Source organism: Promicromonospora sukumoe, assembly GCF_014137995.1.
In the GTDB taxonomy this organism is placed as follows: Bacteria; Actinomycetota; Actinomycetes; order Actinomycetales; family Cellulomonadaceae; genus Promicromonospora; species Promicromonospora sukumoe.
Genome location: NZ_JACGWV010000001.1, coordinates 20,940 through 40,676 on the forward strand (window position 1 = coordinate 20,940; position 19,737 = coordinate 40,676).

20 protein-coding genes are annotated in these 19,737 nt (G+C 72.8%); 8 read left to right on the forward strand and 12 right to left on the reverse strand.

Features of this window, described 5'->3' with window-relative positions; genetic code table 11:
* Positions 1 to 5 precede the first annotated feature (5 nt).
* From FHX71_RS00105 to FHX71_RS00115, 3 genes are all read right to left on the reverse strand, one after another.
* Positions 6 to 845: a slipin family protein gene (locus FHX71_RS00105; RefSeq protein ID WP_182613868.1), complete on the reverse strand. Its 840-nt coding sequence runs from the start codon at positions 843 to 845 to the stop codon at positions 6 to 8.
* Between the two features lie 133 nt (positions 846 to 978).
* Positions 979 to 1,581, reverse strand: a complete 603-nt coding sequence (locus FHX71_RS00110; protein ID WP_182613869.1) for a DsbA family protein — start codon at positions 1,579 to 1,581, stop codon at positions 979 to 981.
* The gene (locus FHX71_RS00115; protein WP_182613870.1) at positions 1,578 to 2,147 is read right to left on the reverse strand and encodes a TetR/AcrR family transcriptional regulator; all 570 of its coding nucleotides are present in this window, start codon (positions 2,145 to 2,147) and stop codon (positions 1,578 to 1,580) included. Before FHX71_RS00115 ends, FHX71_RS00110 begins: the two co-directional genes overlap by 4 nt.
* A gap of 117 nt (positions 2,148 to 2,264) precedes the next feature.
* Here FHX71_RS00115 and FHX71_RS00120 point away from each other — a divergent pair, with 117 nt between their 5' ends.
* A complete protein-coding gene (locus FHX71_RS00120; RefSeq protein ID WP_182613871.1) occupies positions 2,265 to 3,107 on the forward strand; it encodes an alpha/beta fold hydrolase in 843 nt (280 codons plus the stop codon).
* Between the two features lie 127 nt (positions 3,108 to 3,234).
* Here FHX71_RS00120 and FHX71_RS00125 read toward each other — a convergent pair whose 3' ends face one another.
* The gene (locus tag FHX71_RS00125) at positions 3,235 to 3,648 is read right to left on the reverse strand and encodes a winged helix-turn-helix transcriptional regulator (protein WP_182613872.1); all 414 of its coding nucleotides are present in this window, start codon (positions 3,646 to 3,648) and stop codon (positions 3,235 to 3,237) included.
* Positions 3,649 to 3,771: 123 nt separating this feature from the next.
* Between FHX71_RS00125 and FHX71_RS00130 the strand changes: the two genes are divergently transcribed.
* Complete coding sequence (locus tag FHX71_RS00130) at positions 3,772 to 4,614, forward strand: NAD(P)H-binding protein (RefSeq protein ID WP_182613873.1); 843 nt, start codon at positions 3,772 to 3,774, stop codon at positions 4,612 to 4,614.
* A gap of 532 nt (positions 4,615 to 5,146) precedes the next feature.
* Here the strand turns inward: FHX71_RS00130 and FHX71_RS00135 are convergent.
* Positions 5,147 to 7,135: an HNH endonuclease gene (locus FHX71_RS00135; protein ID WP_182613874.1), complete on the reverse strand. Its 1,989-nt coding sequence runs from the start codon at positions 7,133 to 7,135 to the stop codon at positions 5,147 to 5,149.
* Between the two features lie 207 nt (positions 7,136 to 7,342).
* On the opposite strand from FHX71_RS00135, the gene FHX71_RS00140 reads away from it, so the two are divergent.
* Positions 7,343 to 7,924 (forward strand): cysteine hydrolase family protein, encoded by a 582-nt coding sequence (locus FHX71_RS00140; protein ID WP_182613875.1) that lies wholly within the window; start codon positions 7,343 to 7,345, stop codon positions 7,922 to 7,924.
* Entirely contained in the window at positions 7,921 to 8,943 is a 1,023-nt protein-coding gene (locus FHX71_RS00145; protein WP_182613876.1) for a GlxA family transcriptional regulator, read from the forward strand. The genes FHX71_RS00140 and FHX71_RS00145 overlap by 4 nt, the downstream gene beginning before the upstream one ends.
* Positions 8,944 to 9,020: 77 nt before the next feature.
* On the opposite strand, the gene FHX71_RS00150 is transcribed toward FHX71_RS00145, so the two are convergent.
* Entirely contained in the window at positions 9,021 to 9,815 is a 795-nt protein-coding gene (locus tag FHX71_RS00150) for an SDR family NAD(P)-dependent oxidoreductase (RefSeq protein ID WP_182613877.1), read from the reverse strand.
* Positions 9,816 to 9,901: 86 nt separating this feature from the next.
* Between FHX71_RS00150 and FHX71_RS00155 the strand changes: the two genes are divergently transcribed.
* Positions 9,902 to 10,753 carry a helix-turn-helix transcriptional regulator gene (locus FHX71_RS00155; RefSeq protein WP_182613878.1) on the forward strand — a complete coding sequence of 284 codons (852 nt, stop codon included), beginning with the start codon at positions 9,902 to 9,904 and terminating at the stop codon, positions 10,751 to 10,753.
* A gap of 32 nt (positions 10,754 to 10,785) precedes the next feature.
* On the opposite strand, the gene FHX71_RS00160 is transcribed toward FHX71_RS00155, so the two are convergent.
* On the reverse strand, positions 10,786 to 11,172 hold the full coding sequence (locus FHX71_RS00160) for a DUF1304 domain-containing protein (RefSeq protein ID WP_182613879.1): 387 nt from the start codon (positions 11,170 to 11,172) through the stop codon (positions 10,786 to 10,788).
* Between the two features lie 132 nt (positions 11,173 to 11,304).
* Here FHX71_RS00160 and FHX71_RS00165 point away from each other — a divergent pair, with 132 nt between their 5' ends.
* Positions 11,305 to 12,240, forward strand: a complete 936-nt coding sequence (locus tag FHX71_RS00165; protein ID WP_182613880.1) for an AraC family transcriptional regulator — start codon at positions 11,305 to 11,307, stop codon at positions 12,238 to 12,240.
* Here FHX71_RS00165 and FHX71_RS00170 read toward each other — a convergent pair.
* From FHX71_RS00170 to FHX71_RS00180, 3 genes are all read right to left on the reverse strand, one after another.
* Positions 12,139 to 13,323: an MFS transporter gene (locus tag FHX71_RS00170; protein WP_182613881.1), complete on the reverse strand. Its 1,185-nt coding sequence runs from the start codon at positions 13,321 to 13,323 to the stop codon at positions 12,139 to 12,141. The genes FHX71_RS00165 and FHX71_RS00170 overlap by 102 nt on opposite strands.
* A gap of 87 nt (positions 13,324 to 13,410) precedes the next feature.
* Positions 13,411 to 14,079: a DedA family protein gene (locus FHX71_RS00175; RefSeq protein ID WP_182613882.1), complete on the reverse strand. Its 669-nt coding sequence runs from the start codon at positions 14,077 to 14,079 to the stop codon at positions 13,411 to 13,413.
* A 59-nt stretch (positions 14,080 to 14,138) separates the two neighbouring features.
* Entirely contained in the window at positions 14,139 to 14,576 is a 438-nt protein-coding gene (locus FHX71_RS00180; RefSeq protein ID WP_182613883.1) for an Lrp/AsnC family transcriptional regulator, read from the reverse strand.
* A 102-nt stretch (positions 14,577 to 14,678) separates the two neighbouring features.
* On the opposite strand from FHX71_RS00180, the gene ddaH reads away from it, so the two are divergent.
* Both ddaH and ocd read left to right on the forward strand, forming a co-directional pair.
* Positions 14,679 to 15,674, forward strand: coding sequence for a dimethylargininase (gene ddaH / locus FHX71_RS00185; RefSeq protein WP_182613884.1), 996 nt, complete (start codon positions 14,679 to 14,681; stop codon positions 15,672 to 15,674).
* Positions 15,671 to 16,699, forward strand: coding sequence for an ornithine cyclodeaminase (ocd, locus tag FHX71_RS00190; RefSeq protein ID WP_182613885.1), 1,029 nt, complete (start codon positions 15,671 to 15,673; stop codon positions 16,697 to 16,699). The genes ddaH and ocd overlap by 4 nt, the downstream gene beginning before the upstream one ends.
* 85 nt (positions 16,700 to 16,784) lie before the next feature.
* On the opposite strand, the gene FHX71_RS00195 is transcribed toward ocd, so the two are convergent.
* Together FHX71_RS00195 and FHX71_RS00200 are read right to left on the reverse strand one after the other, a co-directional pair.
* Positions 16,785 to 18,287: a M81 family metallopeptidase gene (locus FHX71_RS00195; protein WP_182613886.1), complete on the reverse strand. Its 1,503-nt coding sequence runs from the start codon at positions 18,285 to 18,287 to the stop codon at positions 16,785 to 16,787.
* Positions 18,284 to 19,492: an ROK family protein gene (locus FHX71_RS00200; RefSeq protein ID WP_312876868.1), complete on the reverse strand. Its 1,209-nt coding sequence runs from the start codon at positions 19,490 to 19,492 to the stop codon at positions 18,284 to 18,286. The genes FHX71_RS00195 and FHX71_RS00200 overlap by 4 nt, the downstream gene beginning before the upstream one ends.
* Positions 19,493 to 19,737 lie beyond the last annotated feature (245 nt).

The following is a 19,737-nucleotide window of genomic DNA, read 5'->3' on the forward strand; positions in this document are numbered from 1 at the left end:
GGGTGCTACCCCTGCGCGCGTGCCCTGGTGCCGTCGGTGCCGTCGCCGCCGCCGGCCGGTGCGTTCGCCGCTGCGGCCGCCTGCTCGCGGGCCAGGAAGGTACCGAGCTCGCCGATGGTGCTCATCAGCGGCGCGGGGAACACGACCGTGGTGTTCTTGTCGACACCGAGCTCGACCAGCGTCTGCAGGTTGCGCAGCTGCAGCGCCAGCGGGTGCGCCATCATGACGTCGGAGGCGTCGCCCAGCTTCGAGGCGGCGAGGCGCTCGCCCTCGGCGTTGATGATCTTCGAGCGCTTCTCCCGCTCGGCCTCGGCCTGACGTGCCATGGCCCGCTTCATGGTCTCGGGGAGCTGGATGTCCCTGAGCTCGACCAGCGTGATCTGCAGGCCCCACTCGGTGGTCGTGCGATCGAGGATCAGGCGGATGCCCTCGTTGATCCGGTCGGTCTCCGCCAGGATCTCGTCCAGCGCGTGCTGCCCGACGACGTTGCGCAGCGTGGTCTGGGCGATCTGGTTGATGGCCGCGGTGACGTTCTCGATCTCGATGACGGACTTCACGGCGTCGACCACCCGGAAGTAGGCGACGGCGGCCACGTCGACGCTGACGTTGTCCTTGGTGATGATGCCCTGGGACTGGATCGGCATGGTGACGATCCGCAGGGAGATCCGGTGCAGCACGTCGACCACCGGGATGATGACCCGAAGGCCCGGCTCGCGGGTCCCCTTGAGCCGGCCGAACCGGAAGAGCACGCCCTTCTCGTACTGCTTGACGACCTTGACGGCCGTCGCGAGAAGGATCAGGACAAGAACGATGATCAGGATCAGGATCCAGGCCGAGGGGTTCATCGGAACGCTCCGCAAGAAGGTTCAGGATGGTCCCGGGCAGAGGCGTCGGGGGCTCGTCCACCTCTCACGATACTCCGGCGAGGACCCGGTGCGGCCGGCGGTCTCGCCGCCGGCCGGCACCGTTCTCGGGGTCCTAGCGGCCGAACCGGCTGCGCTTGCGCGACAGTCCCATCGTGTCCCGCAGGTCGGTGACCGTGACGTCGCCCAGGTACGGCTCGCCGTTGACGAACAGGGTCGGCGTGCCGTGCACGCCCGCGTCGATGCCGTCCTGGTAGTCGGTGCGCACGGCCTCGGCGAACTTCTGGGCCGGGTCGCCCACCAGGGTGCTCGTGTCCAGGCCGAGCTGGTCGCCGTAGCGGAGGATCGACGCGTCGTCGAGGCTGTCCTGGTTCTTGAAGAGCAGGCCCGCCATCGGCCAGAACGCGCCCTGGTGGCCCGCCGCCTCGGCGGCCAGCGCCGCGGTGAGGGCGTACGGGTGCGGCTCGAACAGCGGGAAGTGGCGCCAGACCAGGCGGACCTGGCCGTCCGACGCCTTGATGAGCTCGTGCAGCACCGGCTTGGCCGCGCCGCAGTAGGGGCACTCGAAGTCGCCGAACTCCACGATGGTGAACGGCGCCTCCGGGTTGCCGTACGCCCAGCGGAACGCGAAGTCGTCGGCGTCGTGCGCTGCCGGTACGGCGCTGGCCTTGGCCTCGCGCGTGCCGTTCTCGGACTCGTCGGTCGTCATGTCGCTCATGATCCCACCACCCCTGCCGCGTCGAGCAGGGTCTCCGCGGCGGCGCGCGCGTGGTGCGCGGCGTCCGGCGTGCCCGCGATGGCCGCCGTGGTCTGCGCGCCCTCGGCCAGGATGGCGAGCTGCGGGGCCAGGGCCGGCGGCCCTCCGGCGTCGGCCACCAGGCGCGTGACGTACTCCTGGAAGGTGCGCTTCTGCTCGCGGACGGCGTCCGCGACGGCGGTCGACGCCGCGCCCAGCTCGCCGTGCGTGTTGATGAACGCGCACCCGCGGAAGTCCGGCTCGCGGAACCACGCGTCGAGGAAGTCGAAGATCACCAGGATACGCTCGCGGGCCGTCGTCGCGCGCTCGGAGGTGGACGCGAGCCCGCTGTCCCAGACCGACGTGCGGTGCTGCAGGACGGCGACGATCAGCTCGTCCTTCGAGGCGAAGAGCGAGTAGATCCGCTTGAGGGAGACGCCCGCGGACGTCCGCACCGCGTCCATGCCCACGGCCTGGACGCCGCGCGCGTAGAACAGCTCGTCGGCGGCCAGGACCACGGCCTCTCGAGCCGTCTTCTCGTCCAGCATCAGATCTCACCCCGTCTTGTGTCCCGCACGACTTGCGCGGAGAACGTTCGTTCTCTACTGTAGCGGATGTGGGCGGAGAACGAACGTTCTCCGCTGGGATCGAGAAGGGAACGGATCATGGGTTTCATCACGGTCGGCAACGAGAACAGCACCCCCACGGAGCTGTACTACGAGGACCACGGCTCCGGGCAGCCGGTGGTGCTGATCCACGGCTACCCGCTGGACGGCAACAGCTGGGAGCGTCAGTCGCGTGAGCTGATCGCCGCCGGCTACCGCGTCATCACCTACGACCGCCGCGGGTTCGGCAAGTCGAGCAAGGTCGGTGCCGGGTACGACTACGACACGTTCGCCGCCGACCTGGACACCGTGCTGAACACCCTCGACCTGCGCGACGTCATCCTCGTCGGCTTCTCGATGGGTACCGGCGAGCTCGCCCGCTACGTGAAGAACCACGGCGCCGAGCGTGTCGCCAAGCTCGCGTTCCTCGCGTCGCTGGAGCCGTTCCTCGTGGCGGCCGACGACAACCCGAACGGCGTTCCGCAGTCCGTCTTCGACGGCATCGAGGAGGCGGCCCGCTCCGACCGCTTCGCCTGGTTCACGAACTTCTACCAGGACTTCTACAACCTGGACGAGAACCTCGGCTCGCGCATCAGCCAGGAGGCCGTCACGGCGAGCTGGAACACCGCGACGGGCAGCGCGCCGGTCGCCGCGTACGCCGTGGTCTCGTCCTGGATCGAGGACTTCCGGACCGACGTCGAGGCCGTCCGTGCCGCTGGCAAGCCGTCCCTGATCCTGCACGGGACCAAGGACAACATCCTGCCGATCGACGCCACGGGCCGCGCCTTCCACGCCGCGTTCCCGGAGGCGGAGTACGTCGAGATCGAGGGCGCGCCGCACGGCCTGCTCTGGACCCACGCGGCCGAGGTCAACGAGGTGCTGCTGAAGTTCGTGCAGGCCTGACGCGCTGATTCCCGCGGGGCCGGCGTCCGCGGGGTTCGGGTGATCGGTAGAAGGTCAGGTGATCGGTAGCTCGGGCTGCCGATCACCTGACCTTTTGCCGATCACCCTGATCCCGGGTCGGCCTCGGCTAGCGGGGGAGCGGGCCCGTGTAGTCGGCGCGCGAGCGCTCGACGTCGTCCATGTGCGCGTCGCCCCACTCGCCCAGCGCCGCGAAGACCGCCTGCAGGCTGCTGCCCAGCTCCGTGATCTCGTACTCCACGCGCGGCGGGACCTCCGCGTAGATCCGCCGCTGGACCAGGCCGTCGCGTTCGAGCTGGCGCAGGCGCTGGGTCAGCACCTTCGGGGTGACCCCGATGCGCCGCTCCAGCTCGACGAAGCGCTGGGTCCCGTGCGCCTGCAGCACCCACAGGATCGGCGTCGTCCAGCGGCTGAACACGAGGTCGACGACCGGCGAGATGGGGCACGCGGTGGCCGGGTCGTCCTCGGGCTGCGGGCACCAGGTGCTGGGTCCGGGTCGCCTGGCGGGCGTCGCGTTCGGCATGGCGGGCTCCAATACTTTCCTGAGGGAACCTACTGTACTGACGCTCGTAACGTCGGCGGCACGGCGGCCGCAGGGGCCGTCCGGCCTCGGTTCGGGGCCGTGTCCCACCGATAAGGAGCACTCATGATCGTCGTCACCGGAGCCACGGGGAACATCGGCCGGCCGCTGGTCGCCGAGCTCGCCCGGCGCGGCCAGGACGTCACCGCCGTCTCTCGCGCGGGGACCGCCCCGCTCGACAGCCCGCTGGTCCGAGGGGTGAGCGCCGACCTGGCGGAACTGGGAAGCCTGCGCGCCGCCGTCGACGGAGCGGACGCCCTGTTCCTGCTGGTGCCGGGCTCGGGAGAGCACCTGGACACCCAACGGATCATCGGCATCGCCGCCGAGGCCGGGGTGCGGCGGCTCGTCCTGCTGTCCTCGCTGGGCGCCGTCACCCGCGCTGGGTCCGCCTCGCACGGCCCGCTCGCCGAGCTGGAGAAGCGGGTGCAGGGTTCGGGTCTGGAGTGGACGCTGCTGCGACCCGCCGACTTCGCCAGCAACGCGCTCGCCTGGGTCCCGACGGTCCGGTCGGGACGGACCGTCCACGCCCCGTTCGGCGACGTCGCGCTGCCGGCCGTCGACCCGCTCGACCTGGCGGAGGTCGCGGCCGCCGCCCTGGCCGACGACGGTCATGCCGGCCGGAGCTACACGCTGACCGGTCCCGCCCCGGTCTCGCCGCGGGACCGGACCGAGGTGCTCGCCCGGGTGCTCGGCATGCCGGTCGCCTTCGTCGAGCAGACCCGGGACCAGGCGCGTGCCGCGATGCTCGCGTACATGCCGGAGCCGGTGGTCGACGGCACGCTCGCGATCCTCGGCTCGCCGACGCCGCAGGAGCAGCAGGTCAGCCCCGACATCGAGAGTGTGCTGGGGCGTCCGGCGCACAGTTTCGAGGACTGGGTGCGCCGGAACGTTGGGGCGTTTACGGCCTGACCGGTCTGGGTGGATGTGTGGGTGGTGTCCGGGCGATGCGGACGCCGTGGGCCCGGGGTGCCGGTTCTGATGGCTGGGCCGCGTTGCTGGTCATGATCGCTGGAGCGGGCTGCCGGTCCTGATCGCTGGGGCGGGTTTCCGGTCCTGATCGCTGGACTTGGCTGCGGGTCCCGATCGACGGACCCGGTCGGCTGGCTGACCGTTCACCAGGGTTGCTCATGCGTCCGCTCGCGTGACCTGCTTGTGCGCCCGCTTGGTCACGGCTCTGCCTGTTGGTCCCGGCCGCTCGAACACCCGGTTGGGTTCCTGGGTTCCTGGTTTTGGCATGCGCTCGGTCGGGCGCCCTCCTTGTGTGCCCCCTTGGTCACTGCTCTGCCCGTTGGCCCCGTCCGCGAAACACCAGGTTGGGTGCTCTGGTGCTGGGAGGCCGTGATGATCTGCCGGTGCCGGTGCCGGTGCCGGTGCCGGTGCCGGTGCTGCGCCAGGTCTCCGTTCGTTTGGCGGCAGTCGCTCCGCATCGTGACCTGGGTGATCAGAACGTTGGCTCCCCAGGGTCGGGCCGGTGTGCTCCGGCAGCGCCGGGTGCGACGTTTGCGGCCGAAGTGGACCGGGTGCTGGCTCGGCCGTTCGGGGCACGCCGTCCGAGGAGCTGGCGCACGTCCTCGGCGAGGCTCGTGATGTCGGTGTCGTCGGTGTCGTCGGTGTCGGCGTGCCTGTGGTCAGTGGGGTCGGTGCGGTGAGCGGTGTTGGTGCTGTCGGAGGCGTCCGCGTGGTGGGTGGCGTCCGTGCGGTCACCGGGGTCGGTGCAGTGAGCAGTGACGGTGCAGTCGGTGGCGTGCGTGTCGCGGGTGGCGTCCGTGCGCTCCGTGCTGTCCCCGTGGTCGGGGACGGGGACGGGGCTGGTTTGGGTGGGTGGTCGGGTGTGGGTGTGTCCGGTGGGTGCAATCCAGGTGGTGGTGCCGGTGTCGGGGTCGCGGGTGACGTCCCAGCCGTGGTGCGTCTTGGCGAGATGGTGGCCGCGGCACAGTGGTTGCAGGTTGGTGGCGCGGGTCTGTCCGGGGGTCCCGGGTGGTTGGTGGGTGGGGTTGAGCTGGTGGTCGTAGGGCTGGATGTGGTCGAGGTCGGTGTGGCGGGCGGGTCGGTCGCACTGGGGGAAGCAGCAGGTCTGGTCCCGGGCGACGACTGCCTGCCGCAGGATCTTGCCGGGTTGGTAGGTGGTGGTGGAGTAGTCGGTCAGGATGCCGGTGGTCGGGTCGGTGAGCAGGCGCTGCCAGGTCGCGTCGGTGGCGATGCGGGCAGTGGTCTCGGCGGGGATGGGGCCGTATCCGTCCAGGTGGCCGGGCGTGTTGTCCAGGCCGAGGAGCATGGTGGCGGGGACGGTGACCCGGATCTGGGGCTTGACGGTGATGACGCGGATCGTGGTTCCGCCGCAGGTGCAGCCGCCGCAGGTGCATCCGGTGGCGGGCACCGTAATGCGGGGCATGGATTGGTTGTCCGTGTCCGGCGTGGTGCTGGGCTCGTCGGGGGCGCATTCGGGTAGCGGTGGGGCGATGATGCGGCCGGTTGCGAGGGCGACGAGGGCGTCGGCGCGGGCTTGGGGCAGGGTGCGGGTGGTGCCGGGGGTGCGGCGTAGGGCGTGGGCGGCTTGTTCGATGGCGTCCCAGACGGTGGTGGCGTCGGTGGCGGGCAGGTTGGCGGTGATCCAGGCCATGGAGTTGTCGGCGGGGTCCAGGAACACGGCCCGGCGGGTGGTGGCGTGCTTGGCCACTTCGGTGGTGCCGTGCAGGTGGGTGGCGTGCTGGTTCATCTTGTCGCGCAGCCACCTGCGGGTGTGGTCGGGGGCTTGGGGCAGGTAGCGGGTGATGGCTTGGTCGCGTTCCTCGGTGGTCAGGGGGTTGCCGGCGCGCAGGAGGATGTCGGCTTTGGTGGTGTCGATGGTGGCGTGGTGGAGGGCGTTCATGACCTGGGGGTGTTCGGCGAGGCCGGTGCCGCGGGCCATGAGCTTGTTCGCGTCGGTCTGGGGGATGTGGAGGCGGGCGCTGATCTCGGCTGCTGCGGCGTTGTGCTCGGTGGTCCATCCGCGTCGTCGGGCGATTTCGCCGGTGGCGCGTGACTGCATGGCGGTGGCCCAGGAGATGAGGTCCTGCCACCGGGCCGCGACATCGACCAGGTCGGCGTCATCGGTGTCCGCTACCTCGACCGCGGTCAGCGCCGCGACCAGACGTGCCCCGACGGGCAGCTCGGCCAGGTCGGGCAGCGCGGCGGGCGCAGCAGCGTCCACGGCAGCGCCGACCCGCCCGGCCGGTTCGCCGACGGGATGGGTCGTCGTGGGACGCGTGGCGTCCCCGTGAGCCGGCCAGGTCACCGTCGCCCTCGGCAGCGCGCCCTCTCCGTCCAGGGGCTGGGCGCTCCAGCACAGCGTGGACGCCGTCGTCGTGCCTGGCAGGCTCGGAGGGTTGGCGACGAGGGCTTGCTGGACGATTCGCTCGACGGCGGTGGAACCAACGACCACGGATTGCATGCTGCCTCCTCATCCATGAAAGAGCCTGTTCAACGCTTCATGCATCGAATATACGTTCGATGGTTGGGGTCGGCATCCCCAGATCCAGATCTGTGGACAACCCCGGCCGCCGGTCTCGCGGAAGGCCCTTCAAGGGTGACCAGATCCGTCCGCCCCGCGACCTGATGCAGCCTCCCGCCCGCCCGTGTCACGCACCAGACTGAGGGCATGAGCAGAGCGCTGATCGTCATCGACGTCCAGGAGTCGTTCCGGGTGCGGCCGCTGTGGGCCGACACCCTCAACCCCGGCGTCGCGGAGCCCGTCAACCGCCTCGTCGAGCTCGCCCGCGCGGCCGGCGACCTCGTGATCCGGGTGCTGCACACCGAGCCGGGCTCGGGCAACCCGTTCGACCCCGCGACCGGCCACGTCCGCCTGTTCGAGAAGCTCAGCGAGCCGCTGCCCGGCGAGCCCCTGCTGCACAAGACCTCGCACAACGCGTTCACCACCACCAACCTCCAGCAGATCCTGACCACCCACGGCGTGCGCGAGCTGCGCGTCTGCGGCATCCGCGCCGAGCAGTGCGTCGAGACCACCACGCGCGTCGCCTCGGACCTCGGCTACGACGTCACCTTCGTCAGCGACGCGACCACGACCGACCCCCTGGGCCGGTTCACCGCGGCCGAGATCCTGGAACGCACCGAGACGGTGCTCCGTGACCGGTTCGCGCGCATCGCGACCGTCGCCGAGCTGGCGGCGGAGGACGCCGGGCGCGCCGTCGGGCAGGCCGGGGTGGCAGCATCGACGGCGTGACCACCGTCGTCTTCCTGCTCCTGCCCGGGGTCCACCTGCTCGACCTGGCGGGCCCCGCGCAGGCGTTCTTCACGGCCGGGGACCTCGGCCACCACTACGACCTGCGGTACGTGTCCGGCGCCCCGGGCGACGGCGCCCCGGGCGACGGCGCCCCCCGCGGCTCCGGCCCCCGGAGCGACATCGCCTCCGGGAACGCCGTCGGCCCCCGAAACGCCGGAGGCCTCCGGCCCGACGCCGGTGTGGTCGCCTCGGCGCAGGGCCTCCCGCTGCTCGTGGGTACGGACTGGCCAGCACTCGGTCCGGATGACCTCGTCGTCGTCCCCGGGTGGCGCGTGGGCGGCGACCCGGGCGCCTGGCCCCACCTGACCGAGCGCACGCGCGAGCGGCTGCGGGAGCACCACGCGCGCGGCGGTACTGTCGCCAGCATCTGCGCGGGCGCGGACGCCCTCGGTCAGGCGGGCCTGCTCGACGGCCGTCGCTGCACCACGCACCACGCCGTCCAGGACGCGCTCGCCGCCCGGCACCCGCGGGCGCACGTGGTGCGCGACGTCCTGTTCACCACGGACGACGGCGTGGTCACCTCCGCCGGGATCGCCAGCGGCATCGACCTGTCGCTGCACCTGCTCGCCATGCGCCATGGGCCTGCGGTCGCCGCCCGGGTGGCCCGCGAGATGGTCGTCTACGCCCGCCGGAACGGGGCGGAGCCGCAGGCCAGCGCGATGCTGCGCCACCGCTCGCACGTCGACGACACGGTCCACCGGGCCCAGGACCACATCGACGAGCACTTCGCGCGGACCCTGCCGCTCGCCGACCTGGCGGCCCGGACCGGCGTCGCCGAGCGCACGCTGACCAGGGCGTTCACCCGGGCCACCGGTGTGACGCCCCTGCGCTACCAGCAGCTCCTGCGGCGCGAGCGCGCCGAGCACCTCATCGGGCAGGGCGCCACCGTCGAGGCGGCGGCCCGCACAGTGGGCTTCGAGGACTCGCGGTCCCTCCGCCGGCTCCGGAGCGCGCCCTGACCGGAGCGCGCCCGGGCCGGGCCGCGCGCCCAGGCCGGACGACGGGTCAGGAGCCCGCGCCCCGACCGGAAAAGGGATCAGGCCCCCGCACCCCCGTCGACCTGGAGCACCGCGCCCGTCACGTAGGACGCACGGTCGCTGAGCAGCCAGGCCGCGGCCTCGGCGATCTCCTCCGGCTGCGCCGCGCGTCGCAGCGGGACGCCCGGGGCGAGCTGCTCCATCAGCCCGGGCGTGTGCTCCTCCCAGGTGCGGATCATCTCGGTCAGGGTGCCGCCGGGGGAGACGGCGTTGACCCGGATGCCCTCCGGCCCGTAGGTCACGGCGGCGGACTCGGTGAGGCTGTTCACGCCCCGCTTCATCGCGCCGTAGGCGGGCAGCACGGGGTTGGCCCGCAGGCTGCCGACGCTGGTGTTGTTGACGATCGCGCCCCGGCCCGCGGTCGCCCGGATCGCCGCGATCTCGGCGGCCATCGACAGCCACGGCCCGCGCAGGTTCACCGCGTAGAGGTGGTCGAAGTCGGCCTCGGAGACCTGGTCGACGGGGGCCGGAGGCGTGAACGTGGCGCCGTTGTTGAAGGCGACGTCGAGGCGGCCGTAGCGCTCGACGACCCGGTCGACGGCGCCGCGCACGCTGTCGGCGTCGGCGAGGTCGGTCACCGCGTACTCCGCGGTACCGCCTGCCGCCCGGACCTCCTCGGTCACGGCCTGGAGCTGCGACTCCGTGCGGGCCGCGAGGAACACCGCGGCGCCCTCCCGGGCGAACAGGCGGGCCGCGGCGGCGCCGATGCCCCGCCCGGCCCCGGTGATGAAGGCGACCTTGCCGTCGAGCAGGCCGGTCGTCGTGGTGGTTGCTTGTGTGGTCGATGCGCTCATGCCGACGAGCCTGCGCCGGGCCCCGAGGGCTATCCAGGCATCGCGGGTACCTGGCTACGGGCGGGCCGCCTGCCCATACTCGGGGTATGGACAGAGCCGGTCTCGCCACGTTCCTGCGCTCCCGCCGTGAGCGCATCGCGCCGGCCGACGTCGGTCTGCCCGCAGGGCAGCGGCGTCGGACGCCGGGGCTGCGCCGCGAGGAGGCGGCCCAGCTCGCCTTCATCTCGACCGAGTACTACACGCGCCTCGAACAGGCCCGCGGCCCGCACCCGTCGCGCGAGGTGCTGTCCGGGCTGGTCCGGGCGCTGCGCCTGTCCGACGCCGAGCGCGACCACCTGCACGAGCTCGCGGGAGTGTCGCAGGCCCTTCCGCCCGGCCCGCCGCGCGAGGTGCGGCAGAGCATCCTGGACCTCCTGCACCGGCTGCCGCACTCGGCGGCGTTCGTGACGTCGGCCGCGGCCGAGGTGCTCGCCTGGAACGACCTCGCGGCGGCGCTGATGGAGGACTTCTCCGCGACGCCGCGGCGCGAGCGCAACCTGCTGCGCCGCGCCTTCCTTTCCGACGACGAGCCCGGGCGCCGGCTGTTCGGGGTGTCCGACGTCGACGAGTTCCAGCAGGCCTCGGCCAGCCGGCTGCGCGCCGTGCTGGCGCGCTACCCCGGCGACCCCGAGCTGGCCGCGCTGCTGGACGAGCTGCTGCGCGGCAGCGAGCGGTTCGCCCGGCTGTGGGCCGCCGAGGACGTGCAGGTCCCGCCGGTGCTGCGCAAGACGTTCCGGCACCCGCTCGTCGGCCCGGTCACCGTCAACTGCGACGTGCTCGCCGTCGCCGACCGCGACCAGCAGATGGTGATCTACACGGCCGACCCGGGGTCGTCGTCCGAGGAGGCCCTGCGCCTGTTGGCCGTGCTGGGTACGCAGCGGATGGACGTGACGGCCTGAGGCCGTCGTCCCCGTCTCGGACCCTCAGAACCTCAGACCAGCAGGCCGACGACCAGCGCGATCACGCCCAGCAGCGGGACGACGCCCTGCTTGAGGGCGGCGCTGCTCTTGCTCGGGTCCGAGATCAGCAGGACCAGCGACGCCGCGACCATCGAGCCCGCGCCGGCCAGCACGAGGGCTGCGCCCGCCGCCGTCGACCCGGCCGCCGTCAGCACGATGCCGACCGCCGTGACGATCGCGAGGAACAGGTTGTAGTACCCCTGGTTCAGCGCGAGCGGCTTGGTCACCTCGGCCTCCTCCGCCGTCATCCCGAAGGTCGCGAGGGTGCGCTTCTCGGTCCAGGCGAACGACTCCAGGTAGAAGATGTAGACGTGGATGAGTGCCGCGAGGCCAGCGAGCACAAGTCCGGCGATCAGCAAGGTGGTGTCCTTCGAGTCCCTGGTCCCGGCGCGGGGCGCGGCCGGGTGATCGGCAGTATGTCAGCACCCCGCTCGGGCGGCCCCGGGAATAGCCGGCGCGTCCAGATGGCTCCGTCTCGTATGGACTGGGAGATGACGGCGCTGACGCGCGAGCGGTTGTCCGCCGGTGCGACGCGGTCCGGGGCGGGTGCCCTGTGGGCCGTCGTGCTGGCCGGCGCCGTGACGCTCGAGACCGCCGGGGCCCGGCACCGGGTGCTCGCCGGCGACGCCGTGCTCGTCGACGCCCGGACGGCGCACCGCCTCACGGCCGACGCCGAGACCGACCTGGTGCACGGCGACCTGCGGCCGGCCGTCCCGTCGGCGGCGCTGCCGAGCCCGCTGGTCGTGCGCCGGTTCGACCAGCGGCAGCGTGGCGTCGTCGCGCTCGTGACCGCGTGCCCGCTGGACGCGATCTCCAGCCCCGCCCCGTTCGCCGCGAGCTACGCCGGCCTGGTCGGCGCGGCGATGACGGCGCTGTGGCAGGAGGCGGGCGGCGCGGCGACCGCGGACGGCACCGCCGATACCCAGGTCGCCGACGTCGTCGCCGCGCTCGCGGACCGGCCCGGCGAGGCGTGGACCCTCGACCGGATGGCGGCTCTGGTGCACCTGTCGCGCTCGGCTCTGACCGAGCGCTTCCGCCGCGCCACGGGGCACAGCCCGATGGAGATGCTGCGGGAGGTGCGCATGCACCGGGCCCGCACCCTCCTGACCGACCAGTGCCTGCCGGTCACGCGTGTCGCCTTCGAGGTGGGTTACGGCTCGGTCGCCGCGTTCAGCCGCGCGTTCACGTCCGAGCACGGCCTCTCGCCGCTCGCGTGGCGGGCGGGGCCGACGTCGGCGCCCCGGGCCCAGGCTCCCATCACGACGCCCGCCCCGCCCCGTCCGCGCCCGGCCCGGCCCTGGGTCCCGTCCGCCCCGCCCGGCGGGTCAGGTGCGCGGTACGCGCAGGAACGCCCAGCCGAGCCCCGCCGCGACCGCGGCGGCCGCCCCGACCAGCATCAGCGGCCGGACGCCGTACCCGTCCAGTAGCGCACCACCCAGGGACGATCCCGCGGTGATCGCCACCTGGAAGGCGGTGACCTGCAAGGACATCGCAGACTCGGCCCGCTCCGACTCGACCCGGGTGACCCAGAGCTGCGTGATCACCGGCATCATGCTGATCGCGAAGCCCCACAGCACCACCGCGACGGCCAGCGCGGGCACGGTCGTCGCGAACGCCGCCAGCACCAGGGCGAACGCGAGGGCGAGCGGCGCCGTGGCGGCCAGCGGGCGGAGCCACCGCGCGAGCACCCCGGCGAGCACCGTGCCCACCGTGCCGCCGATGCCCCAGGCCAGCAGCATCCACGTGGTGGTCGAGGGGTCCACGCGCTCGATCGCGATCCGGATGTACGGGTAGGCCGTGAAGTTGGCGAACGCCACCAGCACCACGCAGGCGATGCCCGCCATGAGCCGCCGGTTGCGCAGCGCCTCCCGGAGCATCTTCAGGCCCGCGGCCGGGTGCGGCGGGACGGACGGCAGCGTCAGGCCGAGCACGACGGCGCCGATCGCCGTCAGGACGGCGACGCCGCCGAACGTCGTCCGCCAGCCGACGGCGTCCCCCACGACGGAGGCCAGCGGGATGCCGACCACCGTCGCGATGCTGGTGCCGAACGCGAGAGCGGACGAGACCACGTGGTCCTTGCCGGGCACGGCCCGGGTGCCGGCGCCGAACGCGAACGACCAGTACCCGGCGAGCGCGACGCCGAGCAGCAGGCGGCCGACCAGCAGCACGGCGAAGCTCGGCGCGAGTGCGACCGCGAGGTTGGACACCGCCGCCGCGACGAGCAGCGCGACGAGCACCGTGCGCCGGTCGGCGCGGGGGAGCAGCACCGCGATGCTCGGCGCCGTGAAGGCCCCGGCGATGGCGGTCGCGGCCACCGCGAGCCCGGCCGTCCCCTCGCTGACGCCGACGTCGGCCGCCAGCGCGGGCAGCACGCTCGCCGGCAGGAACTCGCTGAGGACCACCATCGCGATCCCGAAGGAGAGGGCGACGACGGGCGTCCAGGAGGGGCGGCCCGACGTCGGGGTCGCGGCGGCGTCGCGCCGCGCGGTGGTGGTTGTGCTCGTGCTCATGCCCCCACCCTGGACGTCCCAGGGTCCCTCCGTTTGATCGCCCGGCTCCAGCAGTTGACCGCGCGGCGGGACCTGCGCCGCGCCCGGTCACTCGCCCTGCGACACCTCGCCCTGCGAGACCTCGGCCGGCTGCCGGCCCGCCCGGTCGTGGCGCCACGCGCGGATGCCCGCGACCACCGACGCCGCGATGACCACGCCCGCCACCACGTACGCGACGGGCCGCACCGACGGGTCCGACGCCGCGAAGTACCCGAGCACCGTGATGAGCACGCCCCAGCTCAGCGCCCCGAAGATGTTCGCCGTCAGGAACCGCAGGTAGGACATCCCGCCGATGCCCGCGATGACCGGCACGAAGACGCGCGCCCAGGGCATGTACCGGCCGATCACCACGGACCACCAGCCGAACAGCTCGTAGAACCGTTCGGTGCGCACCACGGTGGCCTGCACCCAGCGGCCCTTGCGGGTGCTCAGGTACGGCCGCCCGTACTTGCGCCCCAGCAGGAACGCGACCTGGTCGCCCGCCACGGCGGCGACGCCGACGCCGATCGCGAGCACCCAGATGTCGATCCGGTCCGTGCTCCCGGCCACGATCCCCGCGCCGAACAGCAGCCCGTCGCCCGTCAGGAACGGGATGAAGACGCCGACGAAGAACGCCGTGCCGACGAACACCAGGCCCCAGACGACCAGGTAGAAGGCGAGGGGGCCGAGCACGTCGAGCCAGCCGACGACGTCGTCCGAGACAGCGGTCCTGATCATCTGAGGCGTCCTCCGGTGCCGTGGGGGAGCGTTGGTGAGGACAGCCTAAGCCGCGCGGCTCACGCCCCGGGCCGGTCGACCACCCGCGACATCACCAGCGCCGTGCGCGTCTTGACCACGTGGGTGACCGTCCGGATGCGCTCCACGGTGCGCTCGATCTCCTCCATGCTCGTGGCCATGACGTGCACCATCGCGTCGGCGTCGCCGGTCACGGTCGAGACGCGCACCACCTCCGGGATGGGCGCGAAGTCGCGCTCCAGCACCTTGGGGGAGACGATCCCGGAGCAGAAGATCTCGACGTAGCCCTCCAGGATCCAGCCCATCGCCTGCGGGTCCACGCGCACGGTGAAGCCCGCGATCTCCCCGCGGGCCAGCATGAGGTCGACCCGCCGCTTCACGGCGGGCGCCGACAGCCCCACCACGCTGCCGACCTCCTGGTACGTGGCACGACCGTCGCGCAGCAGCTCTCCGACGATTGCCCGGTTCACGGCATCCATGAACGAATCGTTCAATACTCGCTGCGATTGCGCAAGATTCCGTGCCTGAATGCGCAACGGATGCCCGCCTGTTGTGAATCGGTGCGGCCGTAGCCTCGCGCCATGACGCAGACCACCGCGCAGCGGACCGCCACCCCGCGGCACTACCTCATGTGCCCGCCCACGTACTTCGACGTCGTCTACGCCATCAACCCCTGGATGGACCCGTCCTCGCCCGTCGACACCGGCAAGGCGCTCGCGCAGTGGGAGGCCCTGCGCGCCGCGTACGAGGCCCGCGGCCACAAGGTCGACGTCATCACCCCCGAGCCCGGCCTGCCCGACATGGTCTACGCGGCCAACGGCGGCATCGTCGTCGGCGGACGGGCGCTCGCGGCCCGGTTCACCTACCCGGAGCGCGCGGCCGAGGGCCCCGCGTACGACCGCTGGTTCGAGACGCCCGAGGCCGAGGGCTACCGCCGTCTCGGCGAGTCCGTCGAGGTCATGGAGGGCGAGGGCGACCTGCTGCTGATCGGCAAGCTGCTGCTCGCCGGCACCGGCTTCCGCACCACGCCCGCCGGCCACGCCGAGGTGGCCGAGCGCCTGGAGCTCGCCGAGCAGGGCATCGAGCTGGTCCCGCTCGAGCTGGTCGACCCGCGCTACTACCACCTCGACACGGCGCTCTCCGTGCTCGACGACGGCTCCGTCTCCGGCGAGACCGTCGTGGCCTACCACCCCGAGGCGTTCAGCCCGGCCGCGCAGGAGACGCTCCGCGAGCGCTTCCCCGACGCGATCCTGGTCGGCGCCGAGGACGCCGCCGTCCTGGGCCTGAACGTCGTGTCCGACGGCCTGCACGTGTTCCTCAGCGACCGCGCCGGCGCCTACGCCGACGCGCTCAAGGAGCGCGGCTTCGTGCCCGTGGGCATCGACCTGTCCGAGATCTTCAAGGGCGGCGGCTCCGTCAAGTGCTGCACGCTCGAGCTGCGCCCCGAGACGACGACGCCGTCCGCCGTGCCTGCCCTGACCGGCACCGCGCTCGCCGCGACGGTGCTCGCCGGCGCCGTGCTGGCCGACGCGGCCGCCGCCACCACCGCCGTGCCCACCCCCGAGGAGACCCGATGACCACCGTCCCGTACCTCGACGTCGCCGCCACCGCCCGCTGGGTCGCCCGCCGCGGCCCTGAGGCCGCCATCGCCGCGCTGACCGACGCGCTGGACCGCGACTTCGCGCGCTGGCCCGAGCTCGACAAGCGCCCGCGCATCGCGTCGCACTCCCCGGAGGGCGTCATCGAGCTGATGCCGACGTCGGACGCCGAGACCTACGGCTTCAAGCTGGTCAACGGGCACCCGCTCAACCCGGCCAACGGCTTCCAGACCGTCACCGCGATCGGCGTGCTGGCCGACGTCGGCAACGGCTACCCGACGTTCCTCGCCGAGATGACGCTGCTCACGGCGCTGCGCACGGCCGCGACGTCGGCCCTGGCCGCGCGGTACCTGGCGCCGGAGAGCTCGCGGACGCTCGCCCTGATCGGCTGCGGCTCGCAGGCCGAGTTCCAGGCCCTGGGCATGCGCGCCGAGCTGGGCATCGAGACGCTGCGGGTCTTCGACGTCGATCGCGACGCGATGGAGAAGCTGGCGAAGCACGCTAAGGTACTCGGCTTCGACGTCGTCCTGGCCGACGACGCCGCCGACGCGGTGCGTGGCGCCGACGTCATCACCACGTGCACCGCGGACAAGCAGAACGCGACCGTGCTGCACGACGCCGACGTGACCGGCGGCGTCTTCATCAACGCGATCGGCGGCGACTGCCCGGGCAAGACCGAGCTGGACCCGGCGATCGTGGCGCGCGCCAGCGTGTTCGTCGAGCTGCCGGAGCAGACCCGCATCGAGGGCGAGATCCAGCGTCAGGCCGCCGACTTCCCGGTGACGGAGCTGTGGCAGGTCGTCACGGGCGCCGCGCAGGGCCGCCGGAGCCAGGACGAGCTCATCGTGTGGGACTCCGTCGGCTTCGCCGTGGAGGACTGGACCGCGCTGAAGTTCGTGCTGGCGGACGTCACGGCGAACGCCCCGGAGCTGCTCCAGCACCTGGACCTCATCGCCGAGCCGGAGAACCCGAAGGACCTGTTCTCCCTGGTCGCGGAGGCCTGAGAGCTCGGTGGTCGAGCTTGTCGAGACCTGGTGAGGTCTCGACAAGCTCGACCAGCGGGGGGGTGTCGCTCTACCGACAGTGGGTTCAGAGGAGCTCGGCGCGGAGCTTCGGCTCCGCATCGAACGCGTGGAACGGGTGCGTCGGGACCGTCAGGCGGTGGTGGCCCAGGCGGAGCAGGTCCTGGTCGACGCCGCCCGGGGTGAGCATGAGCATCCAGTCGGCCGCCATGTCGTACAGCTCGGGCTCCAGGTAGCCGATCTTCACGACGACGACGTCGGTACCGCGCGGGTCCAGGCCCAGCACCGTGAAGTCCCGCTCCAGGTGGTACGGCTTGCGGCGCTCGGTGAGGATCACGCGCAGCCCGCCCACGCGCACGACGGCGACGATCCCCGCGTCGGGGTCGCCCTCGCTGACATGCTCCACGACGCCGGTCAGTCGGACCGGCCCGTGCGGCCCGTCGTCCACCCGGGCGCCGGCCTCGACGTCGACCGCCGCGCCCGCCCCACCAGCGGCGAAGGAAGCGGCCACCGAGCGCGCCGCCTCGGCGTCGGGCAGGGAGGCGTAGATCGCGGTGCGGCCGCCCTCCTCGACCGGACGGGCGAAGGCCGGCTCCGCCAGGAGCCGCGCGAGCGTCCAGGTGACGTCGCCCGCCCCGCCCGCGGTCGGGTTGTCGCCCGAGTCGGACAGGAAGTACGGCCGCGCGTCGCTGGCCAGGGCGGTCGCCACGCACTCGTCGTACGGGGCGGCGGGCGCGACGAACGCGAAGTCGTCGCGGGCGTCCCAGTACTGCCGGGCGAGCTGCTCGGCCTCGCGCACGATCACCTCCTCGTCGTCCCCGGTGACGACGACGGCGGCCCGGCAGCTCGGCTCGTCGGCCCACGCGTACCCGACCCAGAGCGCGGCGTCGAGCACGCCGGGCAGCTCGGCCACGCGCGTGACGTCGGCGTAGATCGAGGCCGCGGGCTCGATCCGGGTGCTGGTCTTCTCCCCGGGCAGCAGCACCGGCACCTGCAGCCAGGCCTTCTTGGGCGCACCGCCGGCCCGCAGCCGGTCCAGCAGGTTCGCGGCGGCCCGCTCGCGGGTCTCCCAGGCGTCCTCGTGCGGGGCCATGCGGTAGCAGGTGATCAGGTCGCTGGCCTGCGCCAGCTCGCGCGGCACGTTGCCGTGCAGGTCCATCGTGGTGCTGATCAGCGTCCCGGGGCCGACGGCGGCACGCACCGCCGCGGCGAGGTCCGACTCGGCGTCGTCGCGGCCCACCACGGTCATGGCGCCGTGGATGTCGAGGAGCAGGCCGTCGTACGGCCCGTGCTCGGCCTGCTGCGCGGTCAGCGTCGCGACGATCTCGTCGCGCACGGACTCGTAGACGTCGGCGGGGACGGCGCCGCCGGGCAGCGACCGCGCCTGGAGCACGCCGGTCCACTCGGCGGCGTCGCGCAGGGGAGCGCCGTCGGCGAGGAACGGGTAGTGCCGCACCAGATCGTCGCCGCGGCGCAGGGTGAAGGCCTCCCACCCGGAGCGGTGCGGGGAGAACGTGCTGGACTCGATCGACATGCCGGCGATCGCGACCCGCGGGCGGGGGTTGGTCATCGTGGTCCTTCCGTCGGGGTACCGAGCAGGGTGTGCGGGACGAGCGCGTCCTCCAGCAGGCGGCCCACGCCCACCAGGTTCGCGTCGGCGCCCAGGGCGGACGGCGCGATCACCAGGTCGCGGGTCATCAGCGGGTGGGCGCCCTCGTAGATCTGGCTGCGGATCGCCGAGACGAACGGTTCGAGCGTCGACAGGGCGCCGCCGAGGTAGACGGCGCCGGGGTTGAAGAAGTTGACCACCGTGCACAGCGCCGCGCCGAGGTGCCGGCCGGCGGTGCGGGTCAGCGTGGTCGCCACGGGTTCGGCGTCGCGCACGAGGTCGATGACGTCGGCGGTCGCCTCGACGTCGTACCCCTGCTCGCGCAGCAGGCGCACCAGGGCCGCGCCGGAGGCCACGGTCTCCAGGCAGCCGCGGTTGCCGCAGGTGCAGGGGGTGTCGCCGCCCGCGGGGATGCGGGTGTGCGTGATGTCGCCCGCCGCGCCGCCCGCGCCGCGGTAGAGCCGGTCGTCGACCAGGATGCCGGCGCCGATCGCGCTGCCCGCCTTCACGGCGACGGAGTGGTGCGTGCGCCGGGCGTGCCCGAAGTGCTCGCCGACGGCCATCGCGTTGGCGTCGTTCTCCACGACGGCGGGCACGCCCAGGGCGTCCTCCAGCCAGGAGCCGACGTCGAACCCCGACCAGCCCGGCATGCGCGACGGGCTGTCGAGGGCGCGCCGGGCGACGTCGACCGGGCCGGGCAGGGAGATGCCGGCGCCGAGCAGCCGGCCGCCGTCGTCGGGCCCGCCGCTCCCGCCGCCGACACTCCCGGCCAGCTCCCGCAGCGCCGCCGTGACCTGCACGAGAACCGGTTCGGGGCCGTCCGCGACGGCGAGGGCCACCTCGGTGGTCGCGGCCAGCTCGCCGCCGTGCCGCAGCACCCCGAGCCGGGCGTGGGTGCCGCCCACGTCGACGACGCCGAGGTAGCCCGTGCTGCCGGGCACGCGGAGCGACCGGGGCCGCCGTCCGCCGCTGGACGCGCCCTCGCCCGTCTCCTCCAGCTCACCGGAGGTGAGCATCGCCTGCACCCGCTGCGAGACGGTGGACGGCGCGATGCCGAGCGACTCGGCGATCTCCTTGCGGGACCGGGCGCGTCCGCTCGACACGAGCACGAGAATCTCCCGCTCGAGCCGTGCGGCGGCCACCCGGGGACGCGGGGGCTGGGCCACGGGCCTCCTCCTGACGTTGCCGAACTTTTTTCAAGACCTGGAACAAGTTCCGGGCAAGAGTGTGCACCACGTCGCCGCTGATCGGGGCGCTGCCGCCTTTTTGCGGGAGCGAATTAACAGCCTTGTTACGGATTTCGCATAGATCCGGGAAACTTAGTGCGTCTACGGTGCTCCATTATTCGGCTGACGAAACAAGTGCCCGAGTCGCACAGGCTCCGGCGTCGTCGGCCCCGCAGACCAAGGAG